This is a genomic window from Candidatus Nitrospira salsa, assembly GCF_965152625.1.
Genome location: NZ_CBCUCO010000001.1, coordinates 60,073 through 73,313, shown reverse-complemented (window position 1 = coordinate 73,313; position 13,241 = coordinate 60,073). Strand labels below are relative to the sequence as shown.

The 13,241-nt window shown below is 45.8% G+C and carries 9 protein-coding genes; 7 read left to right on the top strand and 2 right to left on the bottom strand.

What is annotated here, in order from left to right; translation table 11 throughout:
- The first annotated feature begins 81 nt into the window (after positions 1-81).
- The 7 genes from ACWQXP_RS00295 (at position 82) to ACWQXP_RS00265 (ending at position 11,739) form a co-directional block, all read left to right on the top strand.
- Positions 82-2,937 (top strand): SNF2-related protein, encoded by a 2,856-nt coding sequence (locus tag ACWQXP_RS00295; RefSeq protein ID WP_454060834.1) that lies wholly within the window; start codon positions 82-84, stop codon positions 2,935-2,937.
- A 129-nt stretch (positions 2,938-3,066) separates the two neighbouring features.
- Positions 3,067-3,840, top strand: a complete 774-nt coding sequence (locus tag ACWQXP_RS00290) for a type IV toxin-antitoxin system AbiEi family antitoxin domain-containing protein (RefSeq protein ID WP_454060833.1) — start codon at positions 3,067-3,069, stop codon at positions 3,838-3,840.
- A gap of 20 nt (positions 3,841-3,860) precedes the next feature.
- Positions 3,861-4,781, top strand: coding sequence for a nucleotidyl transferase AbiEii/AbiGii toxin family protein (locus ACWQXP_RS00285; protein WP_454060832.1), 921 nt, complete (start codon positions 3,861-3,863; stop codon positions 4,779-4,781).
- Positions 4,782-4,949: 168 nt separating this feature from the next.
- A complete protein-coding gene (locus ACWQXP_RS00280) occupies positions 4,950-6,563 on the top strand; it encodes an ATP-dependent nuclease (protein ID WP_454060831.1) in 1,614 nt (537 codons plus the stop codon).
- 3 nt (positions 6,564-6,566) lie between these two features.
- Positions 6,567-7,280: a hypothetical protein gene (locus ACWQXP_RS00275; protein WP_454060830.1), complete on the top strand. Its 714-nt coding sequence runs from the start codon at positions 6,567-6,569 to the stop codon at positions 7,278-7,280.
- Positions 7,277-9,043, top strand: a complete 1,767-nt coding sequence (locus ACWQXP_RS00270) for a site-specific DNA-methyltransferase (RefSeq protein WP_454060829.1) — start codon at positions 7,277-7,279, stop codon at positions 9,041-9,043. The genes ACWQXP_RS00275 and ACWQXP_RS00270 overlap by 4 nt, the downstream gene beginning before the upstream one ends.
- Positions 9,040-11,739: a DEAD/DEAH box helicase family protein gene (locus tag ACWQXP_RS00265; RefSeq protein WP_454060828.1), complete on the top strand. Its 2,700-nt coding sequence runs from the start codon at positions 9,040-9,042 to the stop codon at positions 11,737-11,739. Before ACWQXP_RS00270 ends, ACWQXP_RS00265 begins: the two co-directional genes overlap by 4 nt.
- Before the next feature lie 194 nt (positions 11,740-11,933).
- Here the strand turns inward: ACWQXP_RS00265 and ACWQXP_RS00260 are convergent, their stop codons facing one another.
- Positions 11,934-12,401, bottom strand: coding sequence for a helix-turn-helix domain-containing protein (locus ACWQXP_RS00260; RefSeq protein ID WP_454060827.1), 468 nt, complete (start codon positions 12,399-12,401; stop codon positions 11,934-11,936).
- Positions 12,402-12,588: 187 nt separating this feature from the next.
- Positions 12,589-13,038, bottom strand: a complete 450-nt coding sequence (locus ACWQXP_RS00255; protein ID WP_454060826.1) for a hypothetical protein — start codon at positions 13,036-13,038, stop codon at positions 12,589-12,591.
- Between the last annotated feature and the right edge of the window lie 203 nt (positions 13,039-13,241).

Genomic DNA, 13,241 nt, shown 5'->3' with positions numbered 1-13,241 from the left:
CTTTTTTTGAGGGGTTGGGTAGCATGATTACAAAGTAAACCAGGTTGTGTATATCCTCTGTTTTGGGCTAGTCATTTTCATTTGTTGAAGCTAACCGACTACCACGCCAAATTTTTTGCGTACGAACTCACAAAACGCTGTCCTTCTGATAGCATTGAGAAATTGACCAGTGCGTTAATCGATGCGCAGGTAGACCTCAATCCTCACCAAATCGAAGCTGCTCTCTTTGCTTTCCGATCACCGCTCTCAAAAGGAGCAATCCTGGCCGACGAAGTCGGGCTAGGAAAGACTATCGAAGCCGGACTTGTCTTATCTCAAAAGTGGGCTGAGCGGAAACGACAGGTTTTAGTCATTACCCCAGCAAACCTTCGCAAACAGTGGGGCCAGGAACTTCAGGAGAAATTCTTTTTGCCTAGCAGTATCTTAGAAGCCAAGTCCTACAAAGCCTTCGTGCGTCAAGGAATCCTAAAGCCATTCGAAAGCGATAAGATCATCATTTGTTCATATCAATTTGCGCGTTCTAAAGAAGAGGAAATAAGCAAAATACAATGGGATCTGGTCGTGGTAGATGAAGCCCATCGACTCCGTAACGTCTACAAACCAACCAATGTCATTTCCAATTCACTGAAGCAGGCCCTCAAAGAAGCCCCCAAGCTACTCTTGACGGTTACTCCGCTTCAGAATTCATTGTTGGAACTATACGGTCTCGTCAGCGTCGTAGACGAACGAATATTTGGCGATCTCAAAAGTTTCCGCGAACAATTCACAATGCTCACCACAAAGACAACCTTTGAAACTCTGAAGTCCCGCTTACAACCAGTGTGTAAACGCACACTACGACGGCAGGTATTGCCATATGTCAGGTATACCAAACGATTACCCATCGTCCAGCCATTCAGCCCAGCAGAGGATGAGGATCGACTGTATAACCTAGTATCCGACTATCTTCGTCGTGAAAACCTGCAAGCACTACCTAAGAGTCAACGGACACTGATGACGCTAGTACTCCGTAAGCTTTTGGCGTCATCATCTTTTGCCATAGCTGGAGCTTTAAATTCCATGAGTCAACGGCTTCAAGAACGCCTGCGCCTAGCCGATGAAGTCAAACCTCTGAAAGAGGCACTTGAGGAAGATTTCGAGCGATTGGACGAGACCGTGGATGAGTGGAATGAGACAGAGGAACAGGTGCATGCGTTATTGGAAGAAGACCGAAAAGCCATTGAACAAGAAATTAAAGATCTTGAAGAAATCCGTGGGCTGGCACTCTCAATCACTCGCAATGCAAAGGGACAGGCCCTGCTGACTGCTCTACATACAGCCTTCGGAAAGGCTGAAGAATTAGGAGCAGCGAAGAAAGCCATAATCTTTACTGAATCAAGACGAACCCAGGACTATCTCCTGAGGGTATTAGCTGATAGTCCCTGGAAGAACCAAATCGTACTCTTCAACGGATCGAACAACGATGAGAAATCTAAACGACTCTATCAAGAGTGGATTCAGCGTCATCAAGGAACGGACCGGGTGACCAACTCTCGCACAGCCGATATGCGTTCCGCCATTACAGATTACTTTAAAGAGCAAGGGCAAATCATGATTGCGACTGAAGCTGGAGCTGAGGGTATTAATCTTCAGTTCTGTTCGCTGGTCGTCAATTATGACCTGCCTTGGAATCCACAACGAATCGAACAGCGCATAGGCCGATGCCACCGGTATGGACAACAACATGATGTCGTCGTCGTCAATTTCCTCAATCAAAAAAACGAGGCCGATCAGCGAGTCTTTCGCCTCCTGTCAGAAAAATTTCAGTTATTTGAAGGCGTCTTCGGAGCAAGTGATGAAGTACTTGGAGCCATTGAATCTGGAGTCGACTTTGAAAAAAGGATTGCTGATATTTATCAGCGTTGCCGAACACCCGCAGAAATCACCACTTCTTTCGACCAGCTTCAAAATGAACTTGGCGCAGAAATCGATGAGGGCATCACTCGCGCAAGACAACTTTTACTTGAGCACTTTGATGACGAAGTTCGAGAAAAGCTCCGAGTGAGTGATGAAAGCTCTCGCCATTATTTAAATCGTTATGAACGCATGCTCATGGATCTCACTGAATATGAGTTACAAAAACATGCGGAGTTTCTGACAGACTCGTCATTCACACTCAATGCCTGTCCATTTGAAGAGGAGATCGCCTTAGGCCTCTACGAATTGCCCCGTCGGTCAGGAGAAGCACATCTCTATCGACTCGCGCATCCACTCGCACAACAAATTCTCCAACAGGCCAAGCGTCGCAGTGTAGAACCAGCAGAGCTAGTATTTGACTATAGCAAGCATGAAGGCAAGGTCAGCGTTATCGAACCGCTACTTGGGAAGTCGGGAGTCCTCAACGTCACACTGCTGACAATTGAAGCACTGGATCAAATAGAGGATTATCTCATCTGCACGGGGGTAACCGATCAAGACGAGATATTGGAAGAAGAGGTCGTTCATCGATTATTCTCTTTCCCAGCAAGCATCGCTCATTCTCTAGCCACCCTCTCAGAGCATCCACTATTGAATAAGAAAACTGAGGAACAACAGCAAGAGATCCGCCGGCAGATCTCGCAGCGTAATGCAGAGTTTTTTGAACTGGAAGCCGATAAACTGGATTCCTGGGCTGATGACCTAAAAATAGGCCTGGAGCGAGAGATCAAGGAATTCGACCGTCAAATCAAAGAAACCAGGAAGACAGCAGTGGCTGCTTTAACGTTAGAGGAAAAACTCGCTGCTCAAAAGCAGATAAAGGCACTCGAAGCCGAACGTGGCAAACGGCGACGGACTTTATTCGATGCCCAAGACGAGATCGACCGTCGACGAGATCAGCTCATTGAAGAGATTGAGGGCAAACTCGAACAGATAATAACTTCACAGCAACTCTTTGGCATACGCTGGCAGGTACGGTAAGGAAAGAAATTAGTCGCAATCAGTCTTGAGTTCACTCTAGGACTAGGGCAACAAGATATACTTGTGAAATTAGAATTTATAAAAACTTCGTACTTGAGTAAAGTTTATAGTTAATCTATATTAACAATAATGTCTAGTTGTAATGGAAGTAAAATAAACAGAATCCTCAGAAAATGGCCATACAGCACCGTGGCAGTATCGCCATGGCTGGAAAAGCAGGGGGCCTATCAGCAGCTGATGCATGAGTATGAAAAAACCTCATGGGTGCGGAGAATTGGCCGAGGGGCCTATGTCAGGGAAGGCGATAAGGTCGAGTGGACGGGCGGCCTGTATGCGCTCCAAAAACAATTAGGACTTCCCATACATGTAGGCGGAAAAACCGCATTATCGTTCCAGGGATATGCGCATTTTTTGCCAATGGGAAAAGGCATAACGGTCACACTGTTTGGCTTACCGAATGTCAAACTTCCTCTGTGGTTCAAACAATATCGTTGGGACGTCGAGATCCGATATACAACAACCAACTTGTTCATGAGCCAAGACACGCACGGCCTCACACAAAAAGATATGGGCTCCTATGCAGTCAGACTGTCGACACCAGAGCGGGCTGTTCTGGAGATGCTGTATGAGGTCCCACAACGAGAATCGTATGAAGAAGCCGAACTCATAATGGAAGGGTTAACGACCTTACGCCCACGACTGGTTCAAGCGTTGCTTGAGGACTGCACGTCGGTGAAGGTCAAGCGCCTGTTCATGGTGCTGGCCGAAACCTCTAAACATGCGTGGGTAACAAAGCTTGACCTAGCACAGGTGGCATTCGGCAAAGGGAAGCGGATGTTAGTCAAAGGCGGGCGGTTGGACCCAATCTACCTCATCACGGTGCCGGAGAGTCGGAAGGGTTGAACAGCGGCCGGAGTGCGGACGTGAACGAAAGCCCCTACTTCAAACAAGTGGAGTTAATTCTGCAAACAATCCCGCACATCGCAGCGGAAACAAGCTTTGCGCTGAAAGGCGGGACCGCAATCAATCTCTTCGTGCGCGACATGCCTCGACTGTCTGTGGATATTGATCTGGCCTATTTACCACTGGAGGAGCCCCGTGACACGGCTCTGAACAAGATTAGTGATGCACTCCGCCGCATTGCTTCGTCGTTAAAAAGAGCCATGCCTGGCGTCAAAATCCAGGAAAGTCGAGCACAAGAATCACAGCGGATCACAAAGCTGGTTGTGGCAGCCAACCAGACACGAATCAAAATCGAACCGAACGAGGTGATTCGAGGATCGGTTTTCCCACCAGAAGAACGGGAGCTAACTCAACGCGCGGAAGACATGTTTGAACGTTCAGTTACAGCATGTGTGCTTTCAATCCCGGACCTATATGGAGGCAAGATTTGCGCAGCATTAGACCGTCAACATCCACGGGATCTATTTGACGTAAAAGTGTTACTGGATGAGGAAGGGATAACAGACGAGATACGCAAAGCCTTTGTCGTATATCTCGCCAGCCATGACCGGCCCATAAGCGAGCTGTTCGCCCCTAAAAGGAAAGAGGTACGGCAGGTCTATGAAAACGAGTTCGCAGGCATGACCATCGATACGGTCTCCTATGAAGATTTGCTCGAAGCCAGAGAGACCCTTCTTACAACCCTGAGGAAAGAATTAACCGATGACGAGAAGACCTTTCTCATTTCGCTCAAAGAAGGGCAACCAAACTGGAGCCTCATGGGCATCGAAGGAATTGAGAAGCTTCCAGCAGTACAATGGAAATTGAAGAACATTCAAAGCATGCACGAAAAGAAACATGCAAAAGCGCTGGAGAAACTTAGAAAGGTTTTGGGATATTGAAACAATTATTCATGAAACTCAATGCTGAACGGAGAAGAGTATTAAGGATAATGGGAAAGCTCGAATAAAAAAGTTTTAGTGAGTCGCTGTTTCCCACCCCTGAAAGGTAAAGAAAACATCACTCCTAGGTAGAACTATCACCTAAACTTATTGTCAAAACTATTGAGCATGCGAATTTCAAGAATTCAAATCAAACATTTTAGGTCCATTGAATCAGCGGACATAACACTCTCTGAATTCAATGTGTTCGTTGGACAAAACAATCACGGAAAGACCAACTTGTTTGAAGCCGTGGAATGGTTTTACACCGGTTCAGGTGATCACAATCACATTGTTTATCGAAGAGATGCTAAGCTGGACTTCTCTGTCGAGCTTGAGATTTCTGGAGTTCAATCGGGGTTGGAGACGGTCAAGAATGAGAAAAATCGAAGTTCTCTGAGAAAACTTGCCGATGAGCGCGATTCAATCCGTGTGATAAGAAAAAAGTCAAATTCATCAAAGCGATTAATTTGGGATGACTCAAAGAATGAATGGTCTCAAAAAAACTTTGCTGGGTTTGATAAAGCATTCAATGATTGCATCCCTCGACTTGAATATGTGGCAACAACGACCAAACCAGGTGATGTAGCAAAGTGGGGCAAGAAAACTCCCATTGGACTCATGCTTGCCGGTGTTCTTTCAACTATTCTAGAAAAAAGTGAAAAGTATAAAGAATTCAGAAAGAAGTTCGACGAGGTTTTCGGAACAGCAGGATCAGATATTCGGACACAGCTAGACGAATTAAGTGGTAGAGTAAAACTTCATTTAGAACAACAATTTCCAGACTGCACAAATGTTTCTTTCGACGTGTCGGAGCCTCTATTTGACGATTTATTGAAAAATTTTGAGACGACGATCAATGATGGGGTTGAAACAATAGCAGAAGAAAAAGGCGATGGGATGCAACGCGCACTCATGCTCGCCATTATTAAAACATTTTCTGACTATCGCCGAGAGCACGAGGAACTGGGAAAAACTTTCATTTTTTTAATCGACGAGGCAGAATTGCACCTTCACCCCACAGCACAACGACAACTCAAGAATGCCCTGATGGTCCTAGCCGAAAACGGCGACCAAATTTTGATCAACACCCATTCATCCGTCCTTGTCACCGACGATCATGAGAAACAATCTCTTTTCAGAGTAAACAAGAAGGATATGGCAACCTGCATTGAACTTATAGGTGCTCATGAAAAGCCTCAGATCGTTTATGAACTATTAGGCAACAGCCCTGCAGATTTATTATTTCCAAATAATTTTCTCATCGTGGAAGGACGAAGTGAATTCGAGTTCCTATCGAGAATCATCTGTCGACATTATACAGATAAGCCAAGACTTCAAATTATTATTGCTTCAGGGGATAATACACAGCAGGAACGATCCATGAACGCCATCAATATTGTTTTCACGCCTCTCTATCAAACTCCTGTATATAAACAACGGTTGGTGTTACTTTGCGACAAGCCTCATTCTACGAAGGAAGAAGATTTTCTGAAGTTTCGACAAGCATATCCCAGCATAAAAGACGAAGAACAGTTTTTTGTATTGGATACCCATTCGTTGGAAGAATCTTACCCGACACCTTGGAGAAAGACTGCTCACGTGGTCAGATCCATGGAATCCAAAGACAAAGTAGACTTAGCAAAATGCGTCGGCGACACGATACACCAAGAGCAATTTGAACAGGAAATACCTATAGTATTCAAAGCATTGCAGAAAGCTTGGGAAAAGGCACATTGTTAGAATATGAGTATATCGGCAGACCGATTTTTAGACTCTGCCAAAAAGTGTTGTACAAACTCTCGTCGCTTGCTAAATGAAGCGGAGCGACTTGAATTCGAAGAGGTTCCGGCAACACGTCATTATCTATCGATAATTGCCCAGGAAGAATCCGCTAAAGCATTTCTTTTGTATTTGGTAGGCATCACTGTGTTGCCCTGGACTCCTTTTCTTCGAAGAGCCGTTCGTGATCACCATTGCAAACAGCTTGTTGGTCTCATCTTAGATTACCTGTCACCTGATACCGAGGAATTCCTGAGAAGGATTGATGCATGGCGTGAAAGAGGGCAGCCGCCCTCGCTCCCCAATAGTGTCGGGGATGCAATAAACATTTTACGGCACGAAAAAATTGGCAAATGGGAGTCAACTAATTGGTGGTGGACAGAAGAACCTGATTACGATCATACCGCGTTGAATGTAGCCGAAGGAAAAAGAGATAGAGAAAAGCAGCGCTCCTTATATGTGGAATTGGGACAAAATGGGCAAGTTGCCAGCACTCCCGATCAGATTACAGAGGGAAAAGCTAATGATGAATTCGAGCGAGCGCGTCGAATAGAAATCTGTGTAACCACGCTCACAGAAAAGAGCAGCAATTCTATTTGGGACTATGAGAGAGTAGAAAACTGCTTTCAGGTGTTATTTTCTAAATCAAATGGGTTCATTGTGTCAGGTGAATTATGAAGAAGTTAACAAAACTTGAACTGACCTGGATTGGAAAGGAGAACCGGCCAAAGCTGGAGCCGCGGATTCTATTAGAAGATCCGGAGAAATCTTATCATGCCGCACATCGAGTTACCGATCATGATCAATTCGATAATCGTCTCATCTTTGGCGATAACCTGCTCGCTCTTAAAGCGCTAGAACAGGAATTCGCAGGTAAGATCAAGTGTGTCTATATTGATCCACCTTTTAATACAGGTGGAGCCTTCGAACATTACGACGATAACCTTGAACATTCTATCTGGCTTGGATTACTTAGAGATCGCTTAGAAATTCTTCATCGTCTTTTATCACCGAACGGTGCGATCGTCGTTAATCTTGATGATTCTGAAGGTGCATACTGTAAAGTCATACTGGATGAAATTTTTGGAAGGCCTAATTATGTCACAACAATTGTCGTTGAGGCCGCCACACCCTCCAGTTTTAAAACAGTTAACGTTGGCCCGACTCAGACAACTCAATTTTTGCTTTTTTATGCAAAAGATAAGAATTGCTTTACTTACCAACAGCAGTTCATACCAATTTATGAGATTGATCTCCAACATTTCTCAAGATTTGTAGAAAATCCCGATGATCCACCGCAAAAGTGGTCTTTTAAAAGTATAAATGACTTTATTTTGGCGCAAATGGGTTTTAGAGGAAATACTCCAAATGCAAAATGGGCCGCGGCAAAAAAGACGCTTGGCGTAACCCAGGCTCAAGAAGAAGTGAAACAGAGAGCTATTAAATTTGCCTTAGAAAACTGTCAACGTGTCTTCGAAACTAAAACACTCCAAAAACCTTCAAAATGGTTGCATAGCCATATGCAGCGCTCTCTCGAAGTGGATGAGGTTATTGAACTTAAGAGAGAAACGCTTGAAAGCATCTACCTGTATCGAGGTCGTCAAATATATTTTCTTGGTAAGGGAGTAAAAGAAATTGATGGAGAAAAAGTCGTTACTCAACCAATTTCTAATATTTGGACAGATATTCCAACCAATAATCTTAAAGATGAAGGAAGTGTTGATTTTCCAGCTGGGAAAAAGCCCGAGGCTTTGATTAGAAGAGTGATTCAAATGATCTCAGATAAGAGAGGAGATCTAATTCTCGACTCATTCGCCGGTTCCGGTACCACCGGCGCTGTTGCCCATAAAATGGGGCGACGTTGGATAATGGTGGAATTGGGGGAGCATTGCCATACACATATCATCCCTCGCCTCAGAAAAGTTTTCGATGGCGAGGATAAAAGTGGAATTACAGAAGCGGTCGGGTGGAAAGGCGGCGGCGGATTTCGCTATTACCTTCTTGCGCCGTCGCTGCTGGAAAAAGACAAGTGGGGTAATTGGGTTATAAATAAAGACTACAACCCTGCCATGCTGGCTCAGGCGGTTTGCAAACTTGAAGGCTTTGTCTATGCACCAAGTGAGACGATGTATTGGCAACACGGGCACTCGACCGAGCAGGATTTCATCTATGTGACCACGCAAAACCTCAATGCCAACCAACTCCACCAATTAAGTGAAGAGGTGGGTGCCGATCGGACGTTGCTTGTGCTGTGCACCGCGTTCCGAGGGAAAGCCGATCGTTACCCCAACCTGACTGTTAAGAAGATTCCCAAGCAAGTTCTTTCCCGCTGTGAATGGGGGCATGACGATTACAGTCTGAAAGTCGAAAACCTGCCGCAAGCCCCAGCCAAACCCGGCCAGCAGGAAATGCTTTTTCCAGAGGGAGAGGCAAATTCGTGAATTGCTATGTCAATGCCATCTCTGGCCGCCTGAGTCTTCGTCCTCCGCAACGTGATTCATTAGAGATTCTCGACCGCATTACCGAAATCGTCTCCCCGAAAAAAGGAACGGACCTGGTTGTGGCTTTGGAAGTCATTCGTCGTGAATTTCCTTCCGTGACAGCTTTTGAACGGGAATTCCCTTCGCTTTGTTTTGCTCTCGCAACTGGGGTTGGAAAGACTCGCTTGATGGGAGCATTCATTAGCTACCTCCATCTGGCACATGGCATGAACCATTTCTTTGTCATGGCCCCGAATTTGACGATCTACAATAAGTTAATTGCGGACTTCACCCCGAACACCCCCAAATATGTGTTTAAAGGGATTGCCGAGTTCGCCACCGAACCCCCTCTCGTCATTACTGGAGACAACTATGAATCAGGAAAAGGTGTGCGTCGTGGGCAACTATTTGATAAGGGCGTTCATATCAATATTTTCAATATTTCCAAGATTAACTCAGAGGTACGTGGAGGAAAATCCCCAAGAATCAAACGCCTTTCAGAATATATCGGGGAAAGTTATTTCGACTATTTAGCTGGGTTAGACGACTTGGTACTCATCATGGATGAGTCGCATCGGTATCGAGCCTCTGCAGGAGTGCGAGCCATTAACGAACTGAAACCTGTCTTAGGCCTCGAATTGACAGCAACTCCTTTTGTGGAATCCAGTCGTGGACCTGTGCCATTCAAAAATGTAGTCTATGACTACCCGCTTGGTAAAGCCATGGCTGATGGATTTGTGAAAGAACCGGCAGTTGTGACTCGTAAAGATTTTAACCCTGCCGGAATGCCGGCTGAAGAAATTGAACAACTTAAATTGAAAGATGGCGTACGGCTTCACGAAAGCGTCAAAGTGGAATTAGAAACCTATGCACGAGAGTGCAACATCAATATTGTGAAGCCATTCTTACTCGTAATTGCGAGAGACACGACACATGCCGGCCAATTAATGCAGGTCATTCAATCTAGTGAATTCTTTGAGGGACGTTATACGGGCAAGGTCATTCAGGTCGATTCGAGTCGAACAGGCGCAGCAGAGGACGAAATGGTTCAGCGACTTCTTGCTGTGGAAAGTACTGAAGAGCCAACAGAAATTGTCATTCACGTGAATATGTTGAAAGAAGGATGGGACGTGACCAACTTATATACAATCGTACCCCTTCGGCCTGCCAACGCTCGTACACTGATTGAGCAATCGATTGGTCGTGGGCTACGGCTACCTTATGGAAGACGCACTGGTGTCATGGCTGTAGATCGTCTCAATATTATGGCTCACGACAAATTTCAGGAAATTATCGATGAAGCCAACAAGTCAGATTCGACCATTCGCCTCCAGCAGGTCGTCTTGAGTTCTGAAGAACTTCAAGGCAAGAAGGTCACGGTAATTTCGCAGTCTCAACTGGCGAACACGTTGGGATTTCAACCACCGCAAGCCAGTGGCAGTACCATGACGACTAGAGAAGGCCAAATCCTCGCCTTCCAGACACCAGTAGAACAAAAAATTGCTCAAATTACGTACAATGTCATTCGGAAACTGGAGAACCAACCTCAGGTGGTGCCAAGTCTAGGCTATTTAGAAAAGCCTGATGTTCAGGCTCAAGTCGTCAAAGAAGTCGAGAGTCAGTATCGTCCTGCGCAGTTGGAACTAGAGGGCATTGCCACACAACCGGACATTTCAGCTGTGGTCGCGAAAACCACTGCATTGGTTGTTCAGCAAACCATCACCATTCCACGGATTCTCGTTGTTCCCAAAGGGGAGGCCCACTCTGGATTTAAACCCTTTTCACTAGAGTTAAGTTCCTTGAATTATCAGGCTCCTACTGACGAGCTCTGGATTCAACATCTGCGCACACAACAGCGAGAGGTGGTCGGATTAGGGAAAGGAAGCATCGAAGAAAAACGACTTGAAGATTATATTGTCAGTGGATTGGTGGATTACGATGATGTGGCCTATGACGATCATGCCGATCTCCTGTACGACTTGGCCGGACAAGTGGTTCAGCACTTCCTCACCTATTTGACCGAAGATGACGCCAGAAAAGTATTGCGCGTGTATCAAAGAGATATCGCGAAATTCGTCCATGCGCAGATGCAAGAGCACGCTTGGGAAGACCCTGTCGATTATGACGTTAAAATCAGCCGAGGGTTCACGGAATTGAAACCAAGTGCTTACACCACTTCGGCAGAAGAACCAACACGTGATTTTCGAGAGTCACCAAGCGATAAAAGTAATATGGCGAGATATGTGTTTGGCGGATTTATTCGCTGCCTATATCCCTTGCAGAAATTCGAATCAGATTCAGAGCGTAAACTCGCTGTGATCCTAGACCGAGAGGTGTTGAAGTGGTTCAAGCCAGCCAAGGGCCAATTCCAGATTTATTACCGTTGGGGCGCAGAACATCCGGAGTATCAACCAGACTTTGTGGCAGAGACAGCTGAATTCATTTTCATGTTGGAGCCAAAGGCCAGGAATGAAATGGATGATCCTGAAGTACTCGCGAAGAAAGAAGTAGCGGAGACTTGGTGCAGTCGTGCAACGACATATGCCCTCTCCAATGCGGGGAAACCATGGAAGTATGTCCTCATCCCCCACGATGTCATTGCCGAAAACATGACACTGACTGGATTAGTTAGTCAGTTTTCCCCAAAAAGTTGGTGAAAGTCTATTAGGTTGGGGGATTTGATTTCTCTGAACTGTGATTCCCTTCTTACAATTCCACTTGTTCTTCAATCGTTTGTATCATACTTCGACGTGATACGTTTCTTGCTGCTAAACGCTAAACGGTTGATACGTGTATGAAGAGGCAGTCTTCCGAATATTGACTCTGAATGAAAGAAGACGAGAAAGCTGGCTTAATCGCTGGGCGGCTCAAAATGTCCGGGTATGCGGTTTTGCCAGGGGACTGTGGCGGTCTGTGCTTGTTTGAGGAGGCTGCGGAGATTGACTTCAGCAGCGCGCAGAAGCTTCGGTTCACCGCTTTGAAGGAGAGCGGTCAGAAGCGAATACATTTCTCGTTGTTCCTGAGGTGAATGGGCGATGAGTTCGAGAATGGGATCTGGAGAGTCTACATTTGTCCAATCACTATCTTTCTCATCAGGATCACCTAAGAGAAGGTTGATCGCTGTGGGACTACTATACAGCCATCCCGGCGGTATTCCGAGTCCGCCCGCTAACGCTTCGAGCGCTGAGGCCGGCGGATCTAATTCCCCAGCTTCGATGGCTTCAAGCTCCGTTGAATGCATTCCGACTTTGCCGGCCAATGCGGTGACCGAATTCCCTCGCATTCGTCGCCAGGCTTGAATGTGTTCATTGATTGGCATGAGCCGATCTTAGCCAACGCAAAGGCTGATGTCTAGCTTGATATGTTGAAAATACCATGGATAGCATTCTTCGAAGCATTGGAGTTCAAGGCATAAGGCTCCATGTCGAAAGTGAATCACTTAAGGGTATATTCCCCATTGTTTGCGATGGGGTTCTTTATTCCAAACTACCGTCTGGAGGGCACGTTTACGAAAGGCTGGCGACTGGCGATGCGTTTTTGATCAGCACAGTTGGGTGAGGGTTCATAGGGGGAAGAGGAAGATGTTCATTTTGTATCAGGGAGAGATGTTCCTGCATGCCCCATTTAGCCTGATAGAGGCAATCTTCGATTGAATGTCCGGTTCCCGTGAATCCTTCGAGATCCGGAGAATAGAACCCGAAAAACGTTGGGTCGTCCGTAGCTTCAATGACAAGAGAATACGGTAAATCCAGCATTGGTGATGTTCGTAACGTTTGATTCCTGCGGCTTTCAGAATTGCCTGACACGTCCCCGTCGGGACCTCTTTGCTTCCCATGATAATCGACGCGAATCAGTTTGTCATGCCCTGCCTTGCGATAATAACGAATTGAGCTCTTTTCTTTCAGTAGCGCAAACCCATTCTTTTCCAAGGTTCGAACAAGTTCAGCAAAGGTCATTATTCTTGTGACTCACGTTACGGTTCACATCCGCTCCAAATGCATTGTCGAATACTAGCACAAGCCGTGAGCTGAATCTTCTCTTTCATACTAGCCAACAGCGGAACCTGAAGACCTTATGATACGTACCCAGAATCTGCAAAACTCAGAACATTCTTATCATCTGAAAGAATGAGATGGATTAGAATAGGAATATCCATCTC